This window comes from Citrobacter amalonaticus, assembly GCF_018252635.1.
Classification (GTDB): Bacteria; Pseudomonadota; Gammaproteobacteria; order Enterobacterales; family Enterobacteriaceae; genus Citrobacter_A; species Citrobacter_A amalonaticus_E.
Genome location: NZ_JAGTXM010000001.1, coordinates 626,636 through 651,525, shown reverse-complemented (window position 1 = coordinate 651,525; position 24,890 = coordinate 626,636). Strand labels below are relative to the sequence as shown.

Annotated in this window: 24 protein-coding genes; 16 read left to right on the top strand and 8 right to left on the bottom strand. The window is 48.4% G+C overall.

The genetic code is table 11. From position 1 onward, the window contains the following. Positions 1-397: 397 nt before the first annotated feature. The 6 genes from KE671_RS03020 to arsR form a co-directional block, all read right to left on the bottom strand. A complete protein-coding gene (locus KE671_RS03020; RefSeq protein WP_206161646.1) occupies positions 398-1,114 on the bottom strand; it encodes a YebC/PmpR family DNA-binding transcriptional regulator in 717 nt (238 codons plus the stop codon). Positions 1,115-1,510: 396 nt separating this feature from the next. After that, positions 1,511-1,936 carry a glutaredoxin-dependent arsenate reductase gene (gene arsC, locus KE671_RS03015; RefSeq protein ID WP_206161645.1) on the bottom strand — a complete coding sequence of 142 codons (426 nt, stop codon included), beginning with the start codon at positions 1,934-1,936 and terminating at the stop codon, positions 1,511-1,513. Positions 1,937-1,948: 12 nt separating this feature from the next. After that, positions 1,949-3,238: an arsenic transporter gene (gene arsB, locus KE671_RS03010; RefSeq protein WP_206161644.1), complete on the bottom strand. Its 1,290-nt coding sequence runs from the start codon at positions 3,236-3,238 to the stop codon at positions 1,949-1,951. 44 nt (positions 3,239-3,282) lie between these two features. Then, complete coding sequence (gene arsA, locus KE671_RS03005; RefSeq protein ID WP_206161643.1) at positions 3,283-5,034, bottom strand: arsenical pump-driving ATPase; 1,752 nt, start codon at positions 5,032-5,034, stop codon at positions 3,283-3,285. A gap of 17 nt (positions 5,035-5,051) precedes the next feature. Beyond that, a complete protein-coding gene (gene arsD, locus KE671_RS03000) occupies positions 5,052-5,414 on the bottom strand; it encodes an arsenite efflux transporter metallochaperone ArsD (protein WP_206161642.1) in 363 nt (120 codons plus the stop codon). 47 nt (positions 5,415-5,461) lie between these two features. Then, entirely contained in the window at positions 5,462-5,815 is a 354-nt protein-coding gene (arsR, locus tag KE671_RS02995) for a transcriptional regulator (protein WP_206161641.1), read from the bottom strand. 659 nt (positions 5,816-6,474) lie between these two features. Between arsR and KE671_RS02990 the strand changes: the two genes are divergently transcribed. From KE671_RS02990 to KE671_RS02955, 8 genes are all read left to right on the top strand, one after another. Beyond that, positions 6,475-7,074 (top strand): LuxR C-terminal-related transcriptional regulator, encoded by a 600-nt coding sequence (locus tag KE671_RS02990; RefSeq protein ID WP_206161640.1) that lies wholly within the window; start codon positions 6,475-6,477, stop codon positions 7,072-7,074. A gap of 215 nt (positions 7,075-7,289) precedes the next feature. Next, complete coding sequence (locus KE671_RS02985; protein WP_206161639.1) at positions 7,290-7,799, top strand: fimbrial protein; 510 nt, start codon at positions 7,290-7,292, stop codon at positions 7,797-7,799. Positions 7,800-7,847: 48 nt separating this feature from the next. Next, positions 7,848-8,546 carry a fimbrial biogenesis chaperone gene (locus tag KE671_RS02980; RefSeq protein ID WP_206161638.1) on the top strand — a complete coding sequence of 233 codons (699 nt, stop codon included), beginning with the start codon at positions 7,848-7,850 and terminating at the stop codon, positions 8,544-8,546. Between the two features lie 67 nt (positions 8,547-8,613). Next, the gene (locus KE671_RS02975; RefSeq protein ID WP_432759324.1) at positions 8,614-11,121 is read left to right on the top strand and encodes a fimbria/pilus outer membrane usher protein; all 2,508 of its coding nucleotides are present in this window, start codon (positions 8,614-8,616) and stop codon (positions 11,119-11,121) included. A gap of 23 nt (positions 11,122-11,144) precedes the next feature. Then, a complete protein-coding gene (locus KE671_RS02970; protein WP_241029722.1) occupies positions 11,145-12,401 on the top strand; it encodes a hypothetical protein in 1,257 nt (418 codons plus the stop codon). Between the two features lie 370 nt (positions 12,402-12,771). Next, positions 12,772-13,356, top strand: a complete 585-nt coding sequence (locus tag KE671_RS02965; RefSeq protein ID WP_206161636.1) for a LuxR C-terminal-related transcriptional regulator — start codon at positions 12,772-12,774, stop codon at positions 13,354-13,356. 214 nt (positions 13,357-13,570) lie between these two features. Beyond that, positions 13,571-13,771, top strand: a complete 201-nt coding sequence (locus tag KE671_RS02960; protein WP_206161635.1) for a hypothetical protein — start codon at positions 13,571-13,573, stop codon at positions 13,769-13,771. A 236-nt stretch (positions 13,772-14,007) separates the two neighbouring features. Continuing rightward, the gene (locus tag KE671_RS02955; RefSeq protein ID WP_206161634.1) at positions 14,008-15,210 is read left to right on the top strand and encodes a multidrug effflux MFS transporter; all 1,203 of its coding nucleotides are present in this window, start codon (positions 14,008-14,010) and stop codon (positions 15,208-15,210) included. Positions 15,211-15,397: 187 nt separating this feature from the next. Here KE671_RS02955 and KE671_RS02950 read toward each other — a convergent pair whose 3' ends face one another. Further along, the gene (locus KE671_RS02950; RefSeq protein WP_432759327.1) at positions 15,398-16,423 is read right to left on the bottom strand and encodes an alpha/beta hydrolase; all 1,026 of its coding nucleotides are present in this window, start codon (positions 16,421-16,423) and stop codon (positions 15,398-15,400) included. A 285-nt stretch (positions 16,424-16,708) separates the two neighbouring features. On the opposite strand from KE671_RS02950, the gene KE671_RS02945 reads away from it, so the two are divergent. The 7 genes from KE671_RS02945 (at position 16,709) to KE671_RS02915 (ending at position 22,810) form a co-directional block, all read left to right on the top strand. After that, positions 16,709-17,389 (top strand): heavy metal response regulator transcription factor, encoded by a 681-nt coding sequence (locus KE671_RS02945; protein WP_023320379.1) that lies wholly within the window; start codon positions 16,709-16,711, stop codon positions 17,387-17,389. Positions 17,390-17,403: 14 nt separating this feature from the next. Further along, positions 17,404-18,861: a heavy metal sensor histidine kinase gene (locus KE671_RS02940; RefSeq protein WP_206161632.1), complete on the top strand. Its 1,458-nt coding sequence runs from the start codon at positions 17,404-17,406 to the stop codon at positions 18,859-18,861. 100 nt (positions 18,862-18,961) lie between these two features. Then, a complete protein-coding gene (locus KE671_RS02935) occupies positions 18,962-19,582 on the top strand; it encodes a flavodoxin (protein ID WP_432759326.1) in 621 nt (206 codons plus the stop codon). A 51-nt stretch (positions 19,583-19,633) separates the two neighbouring features. Beyond that, positions 19,634-20,284, top strand: coding sequence for a DUF4405 domain-containing protein (locus KE671_RS02930; protein WP_206161630.1), 651 nt, complete (start codon positions 19,634-19,636; stop codon positions 20,282-20,284). A gap of 104 nt (positions 20,285-20,388) precedes the next feature. Continuing rightward, the gene (locus tag KE671_RS02925) at positions 20,389-20,868 is read left to right on the top strand and encodes a (R)-mandelonitrile lyase (RefSeq protein WP_206161629.1); all 480 of its coding nucleotides are present in this window, start codon (positions 20,389-20,391) and stop codon (positions 20,866-20,868) included. After that, positions 20,846-21,607 (top strand): carboxymuconolactone decarboxylase family protein, encoded by a 762-nt coding sequence (locus KE671_RS02920; protein WP_206161628.1) that lies wholly within the window; start codon positions 20,846-20,848, stop codon positions 21,605-21,607. The genes KE671_RS02925 and KE671_RS02920 overlap by 23 nt, the downstream gene beginning before the upstream one ends. Before the next feature lie 138 nt (positions 21,608-21,745). Continuing rightward, positions 21,746-22,810: an alpha/beta hydrolase gene (locus KE671_RS02915; protein ID WP_206161627.1), complete on the top strand. Its 1,065-nt coding sequence runs from the start codon at positions 21,746-21,748 to the stop codon at positions 22,808-22,810. A 52-nt stretch (positions 22,811-22,862) separates the two neighbouring features. On the opposite strand, the gene KE671_RS02910 is transcribed toward KE671_RS02915, so the two are convergent. Continuing rightward, positions 22,863-23,735, bottom strand: a complete 873-nt coding sequence (locus KE671_RS02910) for an aldo/keto reductase (RefSeq protein WP_206161626.1) — start codon at positions 23,733-23,735, stop codon at positions 22,863-22,865. A gap of 220 nt (positions 23,736-23,955) precedes the next feature. On the opposite strand from KE671_RS02910, the gene KE671_RS02905 reads away from it, so the two are divergent. Next, positions 23,956-24,855, top strand: a complete 900-nt coding sequence (locus KE671_RS02905; protein WP_123707304.1) for a LysR family transcriptional regulator — start codon at positions 23,956-23,958, stop codon at positions 24,853-24,855. The last annotated feature ends 35 nt before the right edge of the window (positions 24,856-24,890 follow it).

The window sequence follows — 24,890 nt, the reverse complement described above, 5'->3', positions numbered from 1 at the left end:
TACAACGGTTTAGTGTAACGTTACAGATTGTGCTGTCAATGCAATGTGTCGGTGAAAAGGAGACGAATTCAGGTGACATGCGTTGAATAACAGGAGAAGTGAGGAAGGAATGTGTGCGTATTGGTATCAATGATGCTATCCGATCATAATCAGTGCCTTAGCAAGACCAATCAGTATGGTCCCTCGTCGGATAGAAATAGTGTCCGCACAATAACACCGGTATTCTTGTTCGACTCGCTAACGTAAGGCAACTGTATTATTGCATGAGACATGCATATTGCTGCCTGCCAAAACTGCCCGTCAAATTCGTGACGGGCAATTATCAGCGTAAATAATCTTGATCTATTTTTTCAGTCAGCATATCTGACTGGCCATGCTATTTTTAACGAATTTGTAATCAGAGATTTGCAACGTTGTGATATACCTTTTGGACATCATCGTCATCTTCAAGGGCATCAACAAGTCCTGCAAAGGTTTCTAAATCTTCTGGTGAAAGTTCAATTTCTGATTGAGCAATCATTTCTAATTCTGTTGTAGAGAATTCGGTAATGCCGGCTGCTTTTAGCGCTGCAATTGCTTTATGAAGATCTGTAGACTCAGTATAAATTACGATGTTTCCTTCTTCTTCGGTTACATCGCGCACTTCAACTTCAGCATCAAGCAAAATTTCAAAAATACGGTCAGGGTCTGTCCCTTTAAATACAATCACGCCAGTGTTATCGAACATATAGCTGACAGAACCTGCCGCGCCGATATTCCCGCCTTTTTTATTGAAGATGTTGCGGACATTAGCAATCGTACGGTTAACATTGGAAGTCAACGTTTCAGCAATAATCATGGAGCCATTGGGCCCAAAGCCTTCATAACGCCCTTGTACGAACGTTTCATCGCTGCCGCCTTTCGCTTTATCAATGGCTTTATCAATAACGTGCTTTGGAACCTGAGCTTGCTTCGCACGTTCAATAACGAATTTTAAGGCTGAGTTTGATTCTGGATCTGGTTCGCCTTGTTTAGCAGCAGCATAGATTTCTACACCGAATTTTGCATACACGTTAGACGTTGCACCGTCTTTAGCGGTTTTTTTTGCAACAATGTTGGCCCATTTACGTCCCACTGGAATAGTCCCCTCGAAAATTTATTTACATTACTGACAGGTTATTAACCTGTATGTTTTCCTACCATATTATACCATGGTGTTGAAATCTTCGTCCATGAGAAATAAAAACATTAAAAATTTGCGTGATGTTACTTTAATTTTAACAATCGTTATGGTTGCCGAAAGGTTGATGGAAAAAGTGCTAACGACGAATAAAACTCACAACAGACGTTTACGCAAGATGTCGCTAAAAATAAAAACCACTACTATTAAGATATAGAACGCTGGAAAACAAAATGAACGCCATCCACACTATTTAAATCATCTGAATATCACCATGATATAATTCTTCTCACACGATAAATTTTGCTCTGATTTATGAAAATAAAAATCAGAGCATTTATTATCTTATTACTATTGCACTCGTTTACCTGCATCATCAACGACTTTCTCGCCATCTTCCTTAGTAAAAGCCCTTTTCTGCGCATCAGGAAGAATATCCAGAACCACCTCGGAAGGACGACACAGTTTAGTTCCCAGTGGCGTCACTACAATCGGACGGTTAATCAGGATCGGATGTTGCAACATAAAGTCGATGAGCTGGTCGTCAGTAAATTTATCTTCGGCAAGACCCAGTTCCTCATACGGCTCGACGTTCTTACGCAGCAGTGCCCGGACGGAAATGCCCATATTCGCAATGAGTTTGACCAGCTCATCGCGTGAAGGTGGGTTTTCAAGGTAAAGAATCACGGTCGGCTCATTACCGCTGTTGCGGATCATCTCCAGCGTATTACGCGACGTGCCGCAGGCCGGGTTGTGATAAATGGTGATGTTGCTCATATCAGTATCTCATTACAAAGTGAAAGAGAGACGTAGCGCCAGCGCGGCCAGCGTTACGAACAGCACAGGCAGAGTCATGACAATCCCGGTACGGAAATAGTATCCCCAGGTGATGATCATATTCTTCTGTGAAAGGACATGCAGCCAGAGCAGCGTTGCCAGGCTACCAATCGGTGTAATTTTCGGCCCCAGATCGCAGCCAATCACGTTGGCATAAATCATCGCTTCTTTGATAACGCCGGTTGCGGTGCTGCCATCTATAGACAGCGCGCCAACCAGTACGGTCGGCATGTTGTTCATGATGGAAGAGAGGATTGCCGTCAGGAGCCCAGTGCCCAGCGTCGCGGCCCAGAGTCCTTTATCCGCCAGTACGTTCAGCACACCTGAAAGGTATTCGGTTAGCCCGGCGTTGCGCAGACCGTAAACCACCAGGTACATCCCCAATGAAAAGATGACGATCTGCCAGGGGGCGCCACGCAGCACTTTGCCGGTGTTAATAGCATGGCCTCGTTTCGCCACGGTAAACAGTATTACCGCCCCAACTGCAGCAATTGCGCTAACGGGAATCCCGAGCGGCTCGAGGACGAAAAAACCAACCAGAAGAAGGATCAACACTATCCAGCCGGTTCTGAAGGTCGCCAGATCGTTAATCGCTTTCGCCGGTGCTTTCAGAAGGGCTAAATCGTAAGTCGGCGGAATATCTTTGCGAAAGAACAGATGCAGCATCACCAGCGTGGCAACAATGGCTGCAATATCAACCGGAACCATCACCGACGCATATTCGGTGAATCCCAGACCAAAGAAGTCCGCCGAGACGATATTCACCAGGTTCGATACGATTAGCGGCAGGCTGGCCGTATCGGCAATAAACCCGGCTGCCATGACAAATGCCAGCGTAGTCCCTTTACTGAAACCTAATGCCAGCAGCATGGCGATGACGATTGGTGTCAGAATAAGTGCCGCGCCATCGTTGGCAAACAGTGCCGCCACCGCGGCCCCAAGCACGACAATCCAGGTAAACAGTAAACGACCACGACCATTACCCCAACGTGAAACGTGCAGCGCCGCCCATTCGAAAAAGCCGGATTCGTCGAGCAACAGGCTGATAATGATCACGGCAATAAACGTTGCTGTCGCGTTCCAGACAATATTCCACACAACAGGGATATCACCAAAATGGACAACGCCAGAAATCAACGCCAGTACCGCGCCCAGGGTCGCACTCCAGCCGATCCCTAATCCTTTCGGCTGCCAGATAACCAAAACAAGGGTCAGGACAAAAATCGCACCTGCCAGTAACATAAATCCTCCAGCCAGGACGGATAAGCCGCCCTGTCTACATAAAATTAAACCGCCAGCTCTCTGAGTTTTTCGATACCTGTGGGCTCTGAAGCCAGTACGGGTACTAACGCGATCCGTTTGGCATGGGTGCTCTGCACGGCCTCGATCTGAGGAAACTCTTGTTGAGCACGCTGACAAAGCAGTGGTGAATGGGTCTGTGCAATAGAAAGGCTGTTATTGATAATCCAGCCCCAGGGATGGATCCCCGCACGTTCCAGATCGGCCTGCAAATTTGCCGCTTCCAGCACCGGTGTGGTTTCAGGCAGAGTGACCAGCAGGACTTTGGTACGCTCCGGATCCTGAAGCTGCATCATCGGCGTGGTAAAATGACCGTTATCCCCCATCTTCCTGGCAATCTCACGGTGATAAGCCCCGGTAGCATCAAGCAGTAATAGCGTATGCCCGGTAGGTGCCGTATCCATGACCATAAACCGTTTGCCTGCTTCACGGATTACGCGTGAAAAGGCCTGGAACACCGCAATCTCTTCTGTGCAAGGGGAACGTAAATCCTCTTCGAGCAGTCGTTTCCCTGCCTCATCCAGATTCCTGCCTTTCGTCTCAAGAACATGCTGACGATAGCGTTCAGTCTCTTCGTGAGGGTTGATTCGGCTGACCTGCAGATTCTTGAGGCTGCCATTGAGCGTTGTACTGAGATGTGCAGCGGGATCTGAGGTGGTGAGATGGACATCAAATCCCATATCCGCCAGCCTGACGGCGATAGCCGCTGCCATTGTGGTTTTACCGACACCACCTTTGCCCATCAGCATAATCAGGCCGTGTTCACTGCGGGCGAGTTCATCGACCATGGCAGATAGCGACGTATTCTCTGGCTTGTTCTGCATACTCTGTTCAGGCAGCGATACTGACTCAGAATGTTCGTTGAGCAGACCTTTCAATGCGGATACACCAACCATATTCAGCGGCTGCAGGAATAGGGTGTCGATCGGCAACGCAGATAACCCGGCAGGAAGGTTTGCCAGCGCCTCTTGCTCTCGTTGCCATATTGCAGCGGCCAGTGCATCACGTTCTGCTTCGCCTGCAGGCAGGACACCGTTAATGACGAGATACTGATTTTTAAGGCCAATGGCTGATAATTCGTCATGCGTACGGGCAACTTCCTGCAATGTTGATTTTTGCAATCGCGCGACCAGCACCAGACGGGTACGTTCAGGATCGGATAATGCCTCAACCGCATGAGCATATTGCTCGCGTTGCTTTTCCAGACCCGCCATCGGCCCAAGACAGGAAGCACCATCCGGGTTACTTTCAATAAAGCTGCTCCAGGCACCGGGAAGCTGAAGAAGGCGGATAGTGTGACCCGTTGGGGCAGTATCAAAAATAATGTGATCGAAGCGAGTCAGCAGAGAAGCGTCAGTCAGCAAGCCAGTAAATTCATCGAACGCCGCAATCTCAGTGGTACAAGCTCCTGAAAGCTGCTCGCTGATACTGTTAACAACGTCATCAGGCAGAAGGCCTTTGACAGGATCCACGATTCTGGCGCGATATTGCTGGGCAGCGTCCTGTGGGTCGATTTCCAGTGCGGAAAGCCCAGGAACAGCTGTCACAGTGCGAATGGTGTTACCGATAGCCTGATCGAATACCTGACCGACATTGGAGGCAGGATCGGTACTGACCAGCAAAACCCGCTTACCCTGTTCGGCAAGGCGGATAGCCGTCGCGCAGGATAGGGACGTTTTTCCTACGCCTCCTTTACCGGTAAAAAACAGGTAAGGCGGGATATTCTGTAAGAATTTCATATGTCCTCCTGACATACTCAACAACAGGACGTATTACCACCACAGCAACGGGTGGGAGCTAACCCTACCTTCTCCAGCGGAATACCGAACCAGCGAGCCAGCTCAGCGCGTTTTGGGTATCGCCCTGCCATCACCGTTTCACCGTCCAACAGCAGCAGCGGAAGCCCTCCTGCTCCAGATGCTTCGAGGAATGCTTTCGCTTTCTCGTTCTGAACAAAGCTCATGGGCTGCTGCGCCAGGTTGTAACGTTCAACCTGTACGCCACGCCCTTTCAGCCACTGCACATCAGCCGAAAAATCGACCAGCACCTGATCGACATCGGAACCACAGACGCCAGTACTGCAACACATTGCCGGGTCAAACACCGTTAAGGTTTTCATCTTTCACACCTCACATTCGTAAAAACATATATGTACAGGCAAATTTTTTAGATACAAACAGCCTTACCGCTGCCAGAACAGTTGGCTGATGCCAGCTTACGGGCGAGGGCCTGTACGTCGTCCTGTTGGCTTAACCAAGCCTGCTCAATTACCTGAGCAGCCCAGGAAGGAATATGCGGGGACAGGCGGTAGTGAACCCACTTGCCCTGTTTGCGATCCAGCAATAATCCACTTTCACGAAGCATTGCCAGGTGACGGGAGATCTTGGGCTGGGACTGTTCCAGCGCCGTGCAGAGATCGCACACGCACAGTTCCCCCATCTCCCTGAGCAGCAACACGATGCCCAGACGAGTTTCATCGGAGAGGTTTTTGAAGAGTTGTATTGATGATAATTGTGGCATAAGCCCTCCTGCTTCTGTCTGGCAGTCTCTCTCTGCAACCATAAAATGTCAAAATTATATTTGAATTTCCATATATGATGTGATGGATGTCCTTTCCCGAAACAGGCAGTGCCATACCTTTACAACCTGCATTTGCTGCAGGAATAAATCACATGAGCACGATCAGGGTTGATGGTATTGATATCGCCGAATGAGTTTTTCAGGTCTGTCGCCTGGCTTTTCAGAAAGGTTTTTACAACAACGCCATCATTCCAGCCACTTTGAAATATCATAGATTAAGTAAATAAAAGAATTTTTAAAATATAACCATATGATGATGTGGTGGTGAGCATAATTATTAATATCGTGTAACTCTTAAAGACAGATACAGCAAGCCTTATCATGCCATGCCCTGCAGCACTTGCTAAAATTGACACTAAGTCTTAGGTTACACTTAATTCAAAACCGTATAATTATAATATGAATATTTTAATTAAAAATTAGCTATAGCTTTTTTCATAACAACCATCACCTGCGTTATTGAGATTATTCCCACTCCACAAGGAGCATTCCGAGTGACAAACCTCCATAAGCGTATGTTATAAGAATATAAAACAAAAAATTGCGAACATTCTTACTAGACATAAATGACTACACACTCAGGAAAAGGAATACACATAATGGAAATTAGTGGGAAGCAGGTAAAGTATATATTCAATAAAAAAATCTTCTCAATTGTTAATAACAGTGATAAGAACCGTTACCATGTCTGGCCTGGAGGAAATAATCTACTTTGCAAAGGGTTGGCCAGCATTATTGCATCGCTACCTGATTGTTTTAACAACCAGGAACATGCTGATATCGTATTCATTGACATTTCAGTACAAAACTTTCATGCAATTATCATGGAGGAGTGGATTCAGGCCTTTAATGATTGTAAATTAATACTAATATGCGACAATAAATTGAGTCCTCTCGCTCATCACTGGCTCTTAAGAATGAGAACGCTCGGCGTCACTGGCGGTATAATTTACCCCTATGATAGCATTGATGAAATAATACGAAAAATCACAATAATCATCAGCGGCCAAACTATTATCGCTGACAATATTACGCCTAAGATTTCTTTGAAAGAATACAGTATCTTACAGTTATTATATCTTGGTGCTAATGCTAAGAAAATAGCCTCATTCTGCAACTCAACTGTAAAAACTGTTTACGCACACAAATCATCGATCGAAAGAAAGATAAGCATACCCATAAACAGAATCCCACGTTGAGCATAGCTAAAGTTGATACTACTTTGTAAATTTAAGAATATGTCGGATTATTAGATAACAATCTCATATTCCACTGGAGACTGACTTCTGTCACCATTCAATGGTTACCATGATAGCTTAGCGATGTCTGGATAATACATATACCTGATGTAGATTCGTAGATTCATGGTCAGGTATATTCTATTGGGGTTAATATTTAATAAAGGATTATGTCTATGAAAAAAATCACTGGGGTCGCCCTTTCATTAGGTCTGGCATTTATTAATATGCCATCAGCGCTGGCGGCTGACGCCACTGTTAACTTCAATGGCTTGATTCTTCAGGAAACTTGCCATGTTGATAACGGCACAGTGAACGTCACGCTGGGTACATTTGGTGTTGCACAGTTCCCGACGGTGGGCACAACAACGCTTCCCGTTCCTTTCTCCATCAGTTTAACTGACTGTCCGACATCAGGCGGACCGACATCCGCACTGGTAACCTTTTCAGGTCCGGCCGATGCGGCAAATAATCTGGCATTAACAGGCCCAGCAACCGGTGTCTCCATTGATATCAAGAAAGCGGGTGGGGGTGATATCAACATTAACTCTCAGGACTCCGGTATGGCGCTAAGTAACACTGTCTCCCAGCAGCTTAATTTTACTGCTAATTATATTAGTACTTCGGCATCGGTTACTGCCGGTGATGCCAGTTCCGTTGCACAGGTTAATATCTCTTATATGTAATATTGAGTGATAGTCGGGAGTGGAAACACTCCCGTGACAGGAGTTCAGATGAAGGTAGTCCTTTTTATCTCTTTAATTGTGTCTTGCCTGACAATTTCAGAACAATGCAATGCGGCTGTTTCTGTAGGGGGGACCCGCCTTATTTTTGACGGCAATGAAAGAGAAGCGTCTATTAGTGTCAATAATACCAGTAATGGTACACCTGTTCTTATTCAGTCCTGGATTGATGGAAGCAATGGAAGTCAAGTGAAAGCTCCATTTATGATCACTCCTCCTTTGTTCCGTCTCGAGCCAGGCCAGGACAATATACTGCGGGCTGTCCGCATAGGCGGAAAAATCCCGGAAGACCGTGAAACCCTGTACTGGCTAAATATTAAGATTATCCCCTCCGTAAAAAAAGATACGGTAAAAAAAAATACGCTGCAACTGGCAATAAAGAAACGAATTAAATTTATCTATCGTCCTCAGTCGGTTAAGGGAACACCAGAACAGAGTGCTGACACCCTCGTCTGGAAAAGGAATGGAAATCAAATCCAGGTAGTTAACCCTACGCCCTTTTACATGAACTTCAGTGTGATAACGATTGGAGGGAAAATATTTAAACCGACATTACCTGAGCAGACCTATGTGGCTGCCAGGTCAGAGTTATCATTTCCAGCTCCCTCTGGAGCCACTGGTAATGTAGTGAGTTGGAAAATAATTAATGACTACGGCATGAGCGGAAAAGAGTTCACCAAAAAACTCTGAAGACATCTTTATTAGTACCTAAATCTAAATTGCGAGCGTAACCATTTTGGAACATATCAATTTCAGGATGAAATATTATTACCTTTTGGTTATTTCTGCTTTATGGAATTTTCCAGGCGGAGCTCAGGCCGATGAGTATTTTAACCCTGCATTACTTGAGATTGGCGAAGGGACACAGGAACGGACGTCCGACCTGTCTGTATTTGAGGTCGCCAACGGTCAACCAGCGGGTAATTATCGTGTTGATATCTTTATCAATAATGAGCAAAAGACCACACAAGCTCGCGATGTTACATTTTCGAAAAGTGAGGATGGCAAACTTGAGCCCTGCCTCACGCTGGAACAACTGAACACATGGGGCGTGCGCAGCGAATCATTCCCGGACCTTAACGTTGCGGGTTCTGAATGTGTCAATATTAACGGTATCCCTAACGCCTTTTCTGATTTTCAGTTTAACCGGCAAAGACTGAATTTGAGTATCCCTCAGATAGCAATGAACACGCGTAGCCGGGACGATGTCCCGGCAGAACTCTGGGACGAGGGTATTCCGGCCGCACTGCTGAATTACAGTGTGAACAGTTACCAGAGCCGTTTTTCCGGGAACGATACTTATAAAAGTACCTACCTGAACCTGCGTCCGGGAATAAATATTGGTCCCTGGCGTCTGCGCAACTACACCACTTATGAGCACAGTAACCAGGGAAGGGATAAGTGGAATACCGTGTACAGCTATGTACAGCGGAACATCATCTTTTTGAAGAGCCAACTGACGCTAGGCGACAGTTCGGCCCCTTCTGATGTCTTCGACAGTGTTCCGTTCAGGGGAGTTCAGATTACCTCCGATGATGACATGCTGCCGTCCAGTGTACGTAGCTACGCCCCTGTAGTCCGGGGGATCGCCCGCAGTGATGCCCTGGTGACTATCCGGCAGAACGGGTACGTTGTTTATGAAACCAGAGTCGCTCCCGGAGCATTTGAGATAACGGATTTGGCCTCAACCGGTGGTGCGGGCGATCTCGATGTGACAATCAAAGAAGCGGATGGCAGCGAGCAGCATCTGATCATCCCCTATGCGTCTCTGCCAGTACTGCAGCGTGAAGGACAGTTTCGCTATAGTTTCACTGGCGGTCAGTTCCGCTCCTATGATTCCAGGACTGAGAAAAATCCGTTTGTACAGGGAACCGGCATTTATGGCCTGCCGTGGGGGCTGACCGTATATGGCGGGCTGCAGAACGCAGGAGATAAATATCAGTCTTATGCCCTGGGCATAGGTAAAAATATTGGTAGCTGGGGGGCCTTTTCTACCGATGTGACGCATTCCCAAGCCACCCCGACAAATACGGGCAGGCAGCAGGGTCAGTCACTTCGCGTACGTTACAGCAAAAACTTTCTCGAGACGGGCACCAATTTTACGATTGCCGGCTATCGCTATTCAACCTCAGGATTTCACTCCCTGGAAGAAACCCTTGGGACCTACCGCAACGACAGTCACATTCCTTCTTATTTGACTGAGCGCCGCCGAAACAGAGCAGAACTTTCGCTGAATCAGGAGTTAGGGCGGGATTTTGGGTCATTCAGCGTATCCATTGTCAGCGAGGATTACTGGCAGGACAGAGGTAATAGTCTGTCTGCCAATCTGGGGTATTACAAAAATATCGGCAGCGTTGGACTCAGTCTGAATTACTCGTGGAACCGGAATACCGGACAGTATGGTTATGCTAATCAGGACAATATTTTTTCCCTCGAGATCAATGTTCCCCTGGACTCGTTACTGGGCCGGACATATGCCTCTTATGGGACCACGCACACCGATGGTGTCGGCTCCAGTCACAACGTAAGACTGAATGGTTCTGCATTTAGCGATGAAAGCCTTAACTGGGGGATGAATGCCATACAGTCAGAAAGTAGTGAACGAACGGTAGGGGGGAATGTCACCTGGAAGACGCGCGCTGGCACATTAAATGGCTCATACAATTACAGTCAGAACAGTCAACAACTGGGATACGGGCTCGCGGGAGGGATCGTGATTCATGAAAATGGCATTACCCTTTCACAACCGTTAGGTGAAACCATTGGATTAGTCAAAGCTCCCGAAGCGCAGGACGTTAGCGTTAATAACTATTCCGGGATCTCAACGGACGGCCGTGGCTATGCTGTGGTTCCCTATCTCAGCCCTTACCGCATCAATGATATCAGTCTGGACAGCAAAACCTTACAGGACGACACCGATATCACTTATATGTCCCAGAAAGTCATTCCGACGAAAGGAGCTGTCGTCAGAGCGGAATACAAAACAGCGCTTGGCCATCGTGTATTGCTGGCGCTGACGTTACCTGGCGGTCAGCCAGTTCCTTTTGGCGCAGTCGCATCGCTGATGGCGCCTGAGGCAGGCAGTAACACCTCTATTGTCGGTGATGATGGTGAGGTCTTCCTGAATGGCTTACCGCGAAAGGGGACTTTACGGGTGCAATGGGGCAATGCTGAAGGCGCTGAATCAACCTGTCAGGCTGACTATATTGCCCGTAAGGCTGAAGAGGCGCCCGGCTTGTGGATGGCTGAAAGTATCTGCCAGTAAACCGATGACAACACAGGAACCGAATGACCGGAATCATTGAGCCAGACGGAGTATTGCCAGCACCTGTTTTTGCGCAGCCGGACTCTCGAACAAGGAATATGAATATGAAGTGGATTTTTAATGTACTGGTGACCACGGCGATAGCACTGACGGCGTCTCCTCTGGCATCAGGGGGATCGTTTAATTCTGTAACCGGCGCTTATACCACCGATCAGGTAACCGTAACTGTCACGCCAAGGACCGTGACCGCCAGCAGCGCGATAATAGCCGATGGCGAAATGGTTTATTGGAGTAGTGCTGCTGGGGTCCCTCAGACCCAAGGTCCGTTTTATTGGGGGCCGCATGCTCACACAATGAACAGCGCTGCAATTGCCACAACAGCCGCCTCCAATATAAATGCACTCGGAGGAGGATGCACAGCATCAGCCAGCGGGATCTCGCTGACGATAAATGGCTGTTTCTCCTTTAAAGCTTCCAGTATTTTATATATCGGAAAAGGTGCTACTTGCTACTCATTCAAGCGCAGTGGCTCTAGCTTGTCTGGTGGTAGAATAAGTCATTCCCCATATCTCCAATTAAAATTCAACACAACACAACAAGCTCTTGACATCAATCCAGGCACTGATACACCGATAGCTTTATCTTCAGCTGCGACCAACGTCATCTTCTCGGCAGTGACCAGGCAGCCCGCGTATTTCTCTACTTATAATGGCACCCTCACTGCCACAGTTTCTGAAAAGACGCTTGCTTATGTATTTTTTTATTGTTCAGTGTCGCAAGGGATGAATGTTCTTGTGAACTCTGGATTTGCATCTTCAAATTCTTCTTATGGCATAGTGACAACAACCAACAGGACAGCCTACGCCCCCACAGTGACGTTCTCCCCATCATTGCCCATTACTGATAATTCAGTCGTCAATATCAGAAATATTACGGCGATTAATATTCTTCCCGCCACCACATTTAATACGGGGACGATATCTTCCTACCGTACGACCTATACTGAGCAACCCTTTACCGTCACCGGTAGTGGCAGTCTCATCCGGGATGTGGGTGCCAATGAGAACTTTAATATTCTGGAATCCTGGTCATGCTCAGTGACAGGGCAAATTGATTTCAGGATTTTGAGGGATGGAACACAGACCAATGTATGCTCGTCTTCTGCATATACCCATGCCATTGCGACGCCACAATCCCTGACGGCAAAATGGCGGGCACAGAGTCAGACCTCTTCGGGAGTATGGAATGCGGCAGCCACCGTGACGTTTACTCTGCCATAATTATGTGGGTGACAATCGGCAATACAGAAAAATAAACTTTTTTTACTGTTTACCACGCATCAGTCACTCACTATTTCATGAGTTTACTTGCCTTTTGCAATGTGATATTTACTATAAAAACGCGGAACTCACTTTGGGTGAATCATATTAAAAGCACAAAGATGAATTATTTCAACCCTATAAATTCATTTTTTGCCAATGTTCGCTTTCATCAAAAATGAAATAAGAACTTATTAAGACGTTCAGGGCATACACATTCAGGTACTGGCCTTACATGATACGGCAGGAAGAACGCCTCTCAATAATAGTCACGAGTGCAAAACTGTCTTCCATATCACTCATTATTCCGGTTTCTTATTAAGAGGTTTACATGATAGAAGTTAGTGGCAAGCAAGTAAAACAACTGTCTGATGAAAACATGATCCATGATTTTCCATTCTATCTATGGCCTGCCGATAACTGTTTGCTGGCAAAAGGATTAACCGGTATTCTTGCATCCCTACGTTCACGGCACAATGTGGGTGATACAGATATCATCTTTGTTGATATTTCCGTTCAGACTTTTCATGCTATCATCATCGAAGAGTGGCTTATGTCATTCAGGAACTGCATATTAATATTAGTCTGTGATAAAAAAATGACACCATTTGCCAATTACTGGTACCTGAGAATGCTAACGCTAGGTATCTCTGGTACTATTATTTACCCGGTAGACAACATGGATGTGATAATCAGAAAAATATCTTCAGTTATTAATAGCATCCCTTTAATTGATAATGCAAAAACACCTTCTGTTTCCCTAAAAGAATATAGCATTTTAAAATTAATATTCTCTGGAGCAGACGTTGCAAAAGTAGCATCATTTTGCAACCTAACTGTAAAAACGGTTTATTCATATAAATCCAGAATCGAGAGGAAGATAAAAATCCCGATCAACCGAATCCCACGAAAATAATAGCCACTTTTGTTTTCCTTCATGGCTATTTTTCATTGAAACTTCTGCATCCTTAATCACACCCTGAGATAGCGGATGTTCTCAGGTAATATTCTTATAAAAGAACGTTGTCATTCCTTCTTATGACAACATCATTACTTAATGCTACTTCAAAGATTGCCGTAAAAGCCATGACTCACCTACAAATGAAAGTTTATAACACAAAGGTATCGACATGAGAGAGTTTAATAAATATGAATCATTTTATGTGACCGCGATGGAAATACTGGAAAACTTAATTATTGAAACCATTAATAAAGAAAATGAGTTAAAGACACCCCATGACGAAAATTACCTGGCGGGTTATCTGACTGCGCTAAAGAAAGTGCAAATGTCATTTGAGCGACAAGCCAACCTCTTTAATATTCACATGTAATAATTTGATGATATATCGAATCTTGCGATAAGAACCGGGGAGACGATAACGGTGAACTGGCCCGGTTCACATCAACGGGTGTGATGCTTGCTGACCGCTAGAAAGAGGACAATGACTTGGTAGGCAACTCCAGAAATTAATGAATACCATTCATAGTCCCTATCCTTCCCTCTGTGATTATCAGAGAGCACAAACCCGTTAACATGCCTTTATCTCTTCCTGTCCAACGGATCACCATGCTTAATCAACAGGCACAAACAAAGTCGGCTACAGCTAAAAAAAACGGTCTCTCGTTTCTACTCATTCTCAGCGCCCTGATGGCTGTTACCTCTTTATCAACCGACATCTATCTTCCGGCTATGCCGGTCATGACAAAAGACTTACAGGGTGATGCAGAGCTGACAATCACAGGGTTCCTTATCGGCTTTTGCATTGCACAACTGATTTGGGGACCGATTAGCGATCGTTATGGGCGTCGACTGCCGCTGTTTATCGGTTTAGGTCTATTCATCATCGGCTCGGTGGGCTGCGCGTTATCAACAGATATTGTACAAATAGTCTTCTGGCGAGTTTTTCAGGCGTTAGGTGCCTGTACCGGGCCTATGCTGGCTCGAGCAATGATCCGTGACTTGTTTAGCCGCACTCGTGCAGCACAAATGCTTTCGACACTAATGATCATCATGGCCATCGCACCGATTGCCGGGCCCTTGATCGGCGGGCAGATGATTAAAGTCACCTCGTGGCATGCCATATTCTGGCTGCTGGCGATTATCGGAACATTAATGCTGATGTCTTTATTCTGGTTACCAGAAACATTACATGCCGAAAAACGCTCACAAACCTCCGTAACCAAAGCTTTCCAAAACTACTATGCCTTGCTCACCAACGCCAGATACATGCGTTTTACGCTATGTCTGACGTTCTACTACGTTGCAGCCTACGCCTTTATCACCGGTTCCCCGTTTGTGTACATCACTTACTTCGGTGTTGACCCGCAGCATTACGGTTGGTTGTTTGCAGTAAACATTATTGGACTGATGGCGGTGAGCATGGTCAACAGACGTCTGGTTCACCGCTATCCACTGGAAGCATTGCTCAGGAATGCCGTATTCATCGCCGCTATTGCCGCAATAGTGCTGGCGGTCACCACCGGCCTGGGTGTGGGTGGAATTACCGTGATTGTCGGCGCTGTGTTCGTATTCTTCGCCATGAATGGCATCATCGCTGCAACCTCCACGGCTTGCGCTCTGGACGCAGTGCCTAATGTGGCAGGCTCTGCGTCGGCGCTAATGGGCGCGTTACAATACGGCAGCGGCATCATCTCTTCACTTCTTCTCGCTCTGTTCAGTGATGGCACACCATGGACGATGGGCTGGATAATGGCGTTGTTTACAGCAGCCAGCGCCCTGATGGCACTCACCGTTCAGCTAAAAAAATGACCACCACATATCCACCACGTTTATGAATTTAACTCATAGCGCCTATTCAGGCTGCGTAATTATCTTTAACCGCAACTTCGTTAATCTGGATATATCGCGTGAATATGGAATGTGAAATACAGCGGAAACTGGCTACAGCTGATAGGTATACCCCAGCCTGCGCGGCTGGGGCGTCATTTGAGGCTAACTAAATATTCTTATCGAAGAAGACGTCTAACTTTTGCATCGCCTGGTCAACGTATTTTGGCACCCAATACGTCTCGATATGAGTAGCGCCATCGATCAGGAAGAGTTCTTTGTCCTTCGTACCGGTGGCTTTCGCGAACGCATCTTCAGTCATATAGAGCGTATCCGCTTTTGTACCGGCAATCATCAGCAGTGGTTTATTGATGAGATTGATATGGTCCGTTACGTCAAAGCTCATCAAATCCAGAAGACTGCTGGTGGTGTATTTAAACGTGGAGTTCGGGTGGGCGTGGGTTTTCCAGTAGTACTCGTAGCCCTGGCGATACAAGGCAAAAGGTAATTTAGCAATCTGTTCATCAGTCAGGTTGGCATCGCCGGAGTAAAGCACTTCGCCTCCGGCGGCTTCCTGAGCTCGTGCGTCAGAAGCTTGCTGAAGGCGCTGCTGGATAGTATCCAGCTGTGAATTCTGAAAACCGTTGCGCCGCACAAGGCCTGAATTAAACATGCTGATGGTTGCTATTGATTTGAACCGCTTGTCAGTTTCAGCCGCAACCAGTGAATAACCGCCGCCACCGCAAATACCCAGCAGACCGAGGCGGGCGGTATCGACACCGGGATACTGGCTAATGTAGTCAGCCATGCCATGGATATCCTCAATGCGATTAGCGGGTTTATCCACGCTGCGTGGCATTCCGCCGCTGGCCCCCTGATAAGCCGCATCGGCGGTGATAGAGATGTAGCCCTGTTCGGCGAGACGCTGGGCATACAACCCGGCGACCTGTTCTTTTACGCCGCCATTGGGATGTGCAACCACCACCGCAGGGTATTTTTGGGCGGGATCGTAGTTAGCAGGGGTATAGACATTCGCGGCAATCTGAATGCCATGCAGATCGTATTTTACCGGATGAATGTTGACCTTGCCTTTGACGTTCTCGGTGATGGCACCGTCATAGGCCAGTGTGAAAGGGTTTTGTTTGTAATCAGCCGCATTGACTGAGGTCATCCCGGCCATTGCCGTGAGTAGCATTGCACTGATAAGCGTGAATTTCATGGTCTCTCCCGATGAGTGTCAGCCTGGTTATACAGGCTCGCAGAATCAAATTTGCAGGCTCAGAGTAGGCGGAGAGGGCTGTCAGCATCGTGACAGGGAAATAACATTTTTGTCAGGAACAGACTGGGATAGGTAGGTGTTTCTGACAACGCTGTCAGGTAACCGTCAGCTTTATGTTGGCAATCAGAGGGCAGAATGGTCTCAGTAACAGGGTTGTTCAGGCATTGAAGCACCGTTGAAAAGTTAAGAGGAAGTCCCGTTATGCGCCTGTTGTTAGTCGAAGATGAAGAAAAAACGTCAACCTATCTCAACCGCGCGTTGAGTGAGTCCGGATTTACGGTGGATGTCTCTGCAGACGGAGCTGAAGGTCTTCATTACGCGCTGGAGTTCGACTACGACGCGATAATACTGGATGTGATGCTGCCGGGGATGGATGGTTACCGGGTACTTGAGGGTGTGCGAGCAGCCAAACAGACGCCGGTGCTGATGCTCTCGGCTCGCGGCTCTGTCGATGAACGCGTTAAAGGGCTTCGCCTTGGCGCGGATGATTACCTCCCCAAGCCCTTCTCGCTTATTGAGCTGGTGGCGCGTATTCAGGCACTGGTGCGTCGCCGCGCTACGGATGGCGCGGACATCACCCAACTGCAAATTCACGATCTGCATCTCGACCTGCTGGCTCGCCGGGTATTTCGCGCCGGAACGCGACTGGAACTCACTGCGAAAGAGTTTTCCCTGCTGAGCCTTTTGGCCCGGCATCAGGGGGAGATTCTGTCAAAGATGATGATAGCTGAGCAGATATGGGACATGAACTTTGATAGCGATGCCAACGTGGTTGAAGTGGCCATTAAACGCCTGCGAGCCAAAGTGGATGCGCCGTTCGACGTCAAACTGCTGCATACCGTTCGTGGCATGGGGTATGTCCTTGAAGTCCGGTCAGAATAGTGAAGGAGATAAGCATGCCTGAGCGTTCCATCTCCGTTCACCTGGCGCTGATGTTTGCCTTATCCGCGCTGCTGATTGTGTCCGTTATCGGCATCCTGCTCAGAAGCTCTTTGCATGACTCTTTGCAAAGGCAGATGCACAACGAATTGTTATTCCGTGAATCATTAATGAGCCCGTGGATCACCGCCAGAACCTCGGCTGACGGCTGGTCGACGTTGGCCAATAAATTCACTGTATTAACCAATTCTGAAGGTGAACGCGTTCGCTACTGGATAGTGAGCGATAACCCACGCTTTAGCATGGGGGGAACACCACCGGTGGGTGTTCAGTGGTCTTCTTTGCAGGAGGGCTTTAATAAAGTGCCCGGCGCATCGGAAGGCGCATGCTCGCTGTTTCTGTTAGTGAAAACTATCCCCGCCAACGGTGAAAGGCCTGAGCTGCGCTATATCGTTGCCATCGACTCCACGCCGTATATGGGCACACTGAATGCCTTCACCCGGACGCTGCTCATCATAGCCGCGCTGGGCGTGGTGATTGTCGCCTTGCTGGGATACATCGTATCAAGGATCGGTCTTCGTCCCGTTGGAGCACTCAGTAAAGAGGCCCAGCAGCTTGCACCGGGTGATCATGGCCAGCGCCTGAATACCCGCGCGTTGCCCGAAGAGCTGCAGCAACTGGCGTCATCATTTAATGGCGTGTTAGAACGTCAGGAAATCGCCTGGCGTCAGCTCGACAGTTTTAACGCCGATGTTGCGCATGAACTCCGTACCCCGCTGACCAACCTTATCGGCCAGACGCAACTGGGTCTCTCGCGCCGACGCTCGCATGAGGAACTGGAAGAATTATTGGGTTCCAATCTGGAAGAACTCGAACGCATGACGTCTATCGTTAACGACATGCTGTTCCTGTCCCATGCCCACGCGGGTGAACATGCGTCCCAGCTGACTAAGGTGTCCCTGCGAGAAGAAACCCTGAAAACAGCGGAGTATGTGGAACCTTCTTTTGCTGAAAAACAGCTTTCCCTGGATGTAGAGGGAGATGTCACCGCGCACATCGATCGGCGACTGTTCCACCGCTCACTGGCTAATTTACTGGAAAACAGCGCAAGGCATTCGCCGTCCAATAGTACGGTTACGGTGCGGTTAAGCGAAAAAGGTCATCAGGCCTGTGTTGAAGTGTCAAATCCGGGCGATCCAATAGCACCAGAACACCTACACCGGCTTTTCGAGCGGTTCTATCGCGTTGACACCTCCCGGGCGAGAAGTGATACCCACCATGGGCTGGGCCTGTCGATCGTCCGCGCCGTCGCCATTATGCACCGGGGGGATGTCTTTGCGCGTAGTGAAAACGGTAGCAATACCTTTGGGCTGACGTTTGCTAAACAGCCTGCCCCTATCCGCACAAAGGAACCCATGTCAGAGCGTCTTCCCTCTATGCCTGCTGACAAAATTGTCAGAGAGCCGTCAGTCTGATGTCAGGCTACCTGCGCCAGAATCACTGCCAAGACTCACAACGGCTGATTAAAGGAAGGAAACAGTGAGAATAAGAAAGGTATTTAGCGGGTTTCTGGCAATGATGGTCATGGGGCTTTTGGGACATCCCGCGTTCGCCGCAGAGAATTCATCCACACCGTCCCGCACGCTGATAATCTGGTTTTCCCAGCCCGAGGAAATGAAGCCCGATGCCGTGGACGGTTTTTCCGGGGCCAGCGTATTACAAAAATACACGCCAGAGACCGGCAGCACGCAGTTTGTTGCGCAGCTGATTCAAAAGCAGACTCGCGGAGACCTGTATCGCATTGAAACCGCCCCCCCCTACCCTCGCCAGCATGATGCACTGTTACGGGTTGCCGAAAAGGAGCAGCAAACTAACGCCAGGCCATCACTTAAAACGCCACTCCCCGACCTCAGCAATTACGATACCATTTACGTTGGTTATCCCATCTGGTGGTATACCATGCCAATGGTGATATATAGCCTTTTTGAGCAAAATGACTTTGCCGGTAAAACGGTCATTCCCTTTACCACCCATGGCGGTAGCCAGTTAGCCGACTCCCTGCGACAAATATCCCGCATGCAGCCGCAGGCCAGGTTAGTCACTCGTGCGCTCTCGATCTCGCGCAATGATGTTTCAGGCCCTGACGTACCCGCGCAGGTTGAACAATGGGTAAAACAAGTTCAGCCGCAGCGTTAACCCATCGGCATGAAGAAAATTTATATTTTCCAGGTCATGCAGGATACGCTGATGACATTACTTCTGCTGGTACTGATGGGATTTCATCTTCACGGTGAATTCGTGCATGAATGGGCGGGGATTATTTTTACGCTGCTCATTATGTTGCATTTATACCTTAACCGACATCGACTATGGTCACTGTCACCGAATATTCCGTTAACGATGCAGAGAGTTAACAGGGTCATTAACGCAGTGACCTTCGTTGTCATCCTGACCGCTATTGTCTCTGGCATGATGCTGTCCCGACATATTTTTCTGGCGCTGCCATTCCACAACCCGGCGAACTGGGTCAGAAAAGTACACATGACGTCGGTCCACTGGGGAATGCTCATTCTGGCGCTGCATATCGGGTTGCACTGGAAAATGTTGGCAACGTTTTTCTGCCGGTTCCTGAGCATATCCGGCAACTCACACCTTGCAAATATCATTATGCCAGGTGTTTTTTCGCTCATCGCACTACTGGGATTGTACGGATTACTGAGCCAGGACTATATCGATTATTTGCTGATGAAGGTCGACTTCTCCTTTTTCGATTACGATGAATCTGCCCTCCTTTTTTATTTCCGCTACCTGTCCATTATTGTTTTATTTGCATTAATGACGCGCCTTTTGCTTTGGTTTTTTATATTTAGAAAATGCAAAGCGATGCCACCACAATAGGAGTTAACTGACAGAATTGTCAGGCTGGCGTCAGTCTGACGACATGTCACTCTGATTAGAATCATTGCAGACCCTCCCCATCATCGTAGATAAGGACGCTTTGCATGATCAGACATTTACGTTATCTCGGGCTATTACTGCCCCTATTCGCATTTTCATCCTGGGCAGCGGAGCAAAATCTCGCTGTCCATATCGCCCCCGCAGGAAGTCAGAACACGGTATATGGGCCCGCCGAGAACTTTACCGGTCGCGTCCGGGTTGATCCTCTCTTCAAGCCAGATAGCGACATCCCTGTTTCCGGGGCTTATGTCACCTTTGAGCCTGGAGCCCGTTCCGCCTGGCATACGCATCCGGCAGGTCAGCGGCTGATTGTGACCTCGGGTGTAGGGCTTACCCAACAAGAAGGCCAGCCGGTGCAGGTTATCCGCGCCGGTGACGTTGTCTCTTGCCCGGCGGGCGTCAAACACTGGCACGGGGCGGCACCCGGCAGCGCGATGACGCATCTGGCAATAACCGGGATTGTGGATGGCAAAAGCGTTAACTGGAAGGAGAAAGTGACAGATGAACAATACCACGCCCATTAAAGCATTAGCGGCAGCTGTACTGCTGACCTTTGGTTTTGGCCTCGCGGCAAATGCTGCCCCCGTCGATAAAGGAACCTCAGACATGAACCACGAACAAAAGGTTTCAGATACGCTGTCAGCCCGCCAGCAGGCCATCCCGTTGATTGCGGCATCGATGGCCAGCAGTCAGATGGATAAGCTGAATGCAGCCCTGAATCAGGGACTGGATGCCGGACTCACGATAAACGAAACCAAAGAGATTCTCGTCCAGCTTTATGCCTACACAGGCTTTCCCCGTAGTCTGAATGCGCTTAGCGAACTGATGAAGGTCGTCGAAGCACGTCAACAACGTGGTATCAAAGACGTTGAGGGTAAAGAACCGGTTGCCCCGATCCCTGTCGGAGATGAGCTTCGCCGTGTCGGTACCGCAAACCAGACAAAAATCTCAGGCGCTCCCGTCCAGGGCCCGCTGTTTGATTTTGCCCCGGTGATTAACCAGTTCCTGCAAACGCACCTTTTCGGCGACATTTTCGCCCGCGATAACCTCGACTGGCAAAGCCGCGAACTGGCAACGGTTGGCGCATTAGCGGCCACGCCGGGCGTCGAAGCCCAGCTGTTATCGCATACACGAGCAAGCATGCGGGTCGGCCTGACGGCAGAGCAGCTGCGCCAGCTGGCACTGGTTCTGCGTGAACATGGCCAAAATGATGCAGCAACGCGAGCTGAAAAGGCTCTGCAACAGGCGCTCGATAGCAAATAAGGTAAGTTGATCAGAGACGATACGCGGCTAATCGTCCGCATTCATGAGTCTGCCAAATAAGGGCAATCAGGGGTGCTAAATAATTCACGCTGGCAACTCAGATATGATTGAACGGCAAACATAACAGAGGATGTAATCTTGAAGACTGTCTTAAAAACGCTGGCCATCTGCGTGGTGGCGGGTGGTCTGGTGGCTCAGTCGGTATACGCCGAGCCGCTGGTCATTCAGGAACAGGGAAGCTTTTCTGCTGGTGGCACCATCATCACCGCACCAGGAACATTTGACGCGAAAAAGCCGCTGGATTCAGCTGGCCAAACCTGGCACGGCGATCATGCCTCAGTGTTCTACCAAATCCCGGAGAATCCGCATAAATACCCTATCGTCATGCTGCACGGCGCTGGTCAGTTCTCCCGTACCTGGGAAAGCACCCCGGATGGTCGCGAAGGGTTCCAGAATATCTTCCTGCGTCGCGGGTTCTCAACCTATCTTGTCGATCAGCCACGCCGGGGCAGCGCCGGGCGCACGACGGTAGAAGGTACGGTTACGCCTAAACCGGATGAACAGATGTGGTTCAACCAGTTCCGCGTTGGCGTGTGGCCAGAGTATTTTAAGGGCGTTCAGTTCTCTCACGACAAAGAAGCACTGAATCAGTATTTCCGTCAGATGACCCCGAACACCGGGCCGTTTGATATCAATGTTATCTCTGATGCAATGTCTGCCGTCGTGGATAAATCCGGCCCGGCAATCCTCTTCACCCACTCTCAGGGTGGCGGGCCGGGCTGGTACACGGCGATGAAAAATGACAAGGTCAAAGCCATTATCGCCTTCGAGCCAGGCAGCAGCTTTGTCTTCCCGGAAAAAGAACTCCCTGCCCCTATGCCAAGCGCGTTTGACACGCTGAAGGGTGAGCCGGTGCCGATGGAGCAGTTTATGGCTCTGACCAAAATCCCGATTCTGATTATTTACGGCGATAACATACCGGATAAACCTGTCGCCATGCCCGCGCAGGACAGCTGGCGTGTACGTCTGGCGATGGCTCGCGAGTGGCGTGATGTGGTGAACAAGCATGGCGGGGATGTGACTGTGACACATCTGCCAGAAGTGGGAATTAAAGGGAATACCCACTTCCCGTTCTCTGATCTCAACAATGTGCAGATTGCTGATTTGGTGAGTCAGTTCCTGAAAGAAAAAAATCTGCAATAGAAAGAAGTCGTATTGAGCCTTCATTATTGAGGGCTCAATACCCAGATCAGCGTTAGCGATCGTGAATTTTCACACCAAGACAGCCACGCACAAATTCTGGATTAAAGTGTTTCACGGCATCACCAACGTAGCCTAAATCGAGCGTGTTAATTTGTTCCATTTCATTCTCAGTCAATGCGAAATCCCAGATGGCAAAGTTCTCTTCAATACGTTCCTGACGGGTGGATTTAGGGATAACAGTGACACCACGCTGCACATTCCAGCGCAGGACAACCTGAGCAACTGTTTTTTTGTGAGTATCAGCAATTCGCTGCAGCATTTCATTTTCATAGGGCTTATGCCTTCCGCCGCCTAAGGGGGCCCATGCTTCCGGCTGAACGTTGTAATACTTCATGGTTTCAAGTGCAGCAGGCTGCGCAAAGTAAGGATGCAATTCAACCTGATTCACCATTGGCCTGATTCTGACGGTTTCGCAGAAGTTTGCTAATACATGAGCATAGAAATTGGACACCCCAATCGCTTTAAGCTTACCGGCATCATAGGCATCTTCCAGTGCTCGCCACGCGCTGAAGTAATCACGCATAGCCTGATGCAGTAAATAAAGGTCAAAATATTCCAGCCCTGATTTTTCTAACGACGCCTCAATCCCTGCTTTGGCCATATCGTAACTGGCCATGTCCTGTACCCACAGTTTTGAGGTAATAAATAGCTCTTCGCGGCTACATAACCCTTCGGCAATAGCCTCGCGCACTGCGTCACCAACGGCATCTTCATTACCGTAAACTGCTGCGGTATCGATAAGGCGGTAGCCTGTACGAATAGCAGTCAATACTGACTGTTTACATTCTTCTTTCTCTGTTACCTGAAAAACACCAAAACCGGCCATCGGCATTTTCAGATTATTGTTTAATAATGAATAATCCACTTTTGAATTCCTCTGCCATAGCTGAATAATCATTCTAGAATAAAAAGACAGAAATCAGTAAGACGCGAAATCTGATATGACTTATGCACGATTTTCATAAATTACGCCCCAGAAAATCGACCTGCTTAACGCCGTAAATTACCTATCCATTAAGTGCCCCTTCGCTATGCATTACGCTACACTAGTCCATCACTTTCTTTTGGCAGTAGGGGGGGGCAGGTTGGCACGGGAAAACCTTAATGATTTAATGGCGTTTATAGTCGTCGCGCGTGAAAAGAGCTTTACCAAAGCAGCGGCACATTTAGGCGTTTCACAATCAGCCCTCAGCCATACTATTCGAACCCTCGAATCCCGTCTTGGGATGAAACTTCTGACCCGCACCACGCGCAGTATTTCGTTGACCGATATAGGGCAATCCATGTTCGATGACCTCGGCCCTTATATCGATGGGATCCAGGGGCGATTACAGTCACTGAAGGACCTCAACAGTAAAGCCGCCGGTACGGTACGTATATCAACGTCAGATTATGCAATTGGCTCTGTGATATGGCCCAAGCTTGAGCCGCTACTTAAGGAATACCCGGATATTACTCTGGAGCTGATTGATGACTATGCGCTGACGGATATTGTCTCTGGCCGCTTTGATGCAGGAACGCGGCTCGGTGAGCAAATATCTAATGGCATGATCTCAGTGCGTATCGGCCCGGATGTGCGCTTTGCTGTCGTCGGTTCTCCTGATTATTTTTCCCGTCACCCTTACCCGCAGCATCCTAACGATCTTATTGATCACAACTGCATCAATCTTCGGTTTCCCACCCACGGTAATTTGTATGTCTGGGAGTTCGAAAAAGAGGGAAAGAGCCTGAACGTCAAGGTCAGCGGTCAGCTTGTGTTTAGTCGTATCTATCAGAATTTGCAGGCCGCTATAGAAGGATACGGGCTGGCACACGTTCCCCGTGATATAGCAGAGAAACAGCTCGCCCGCGGCGAACTGATTAGCGTCCTTGAAGACTGGTGTCCTTACTGGGATGGTTATTACATTTACTATCCGGAAAACAGAAATCACTCGAAAGCTTTCCAGCTCGTGATTGACGCGCTGCGCCACTACAAACATCCCTGAACAGGCCCCGGCAGGATTAACGACATGTGACTCCT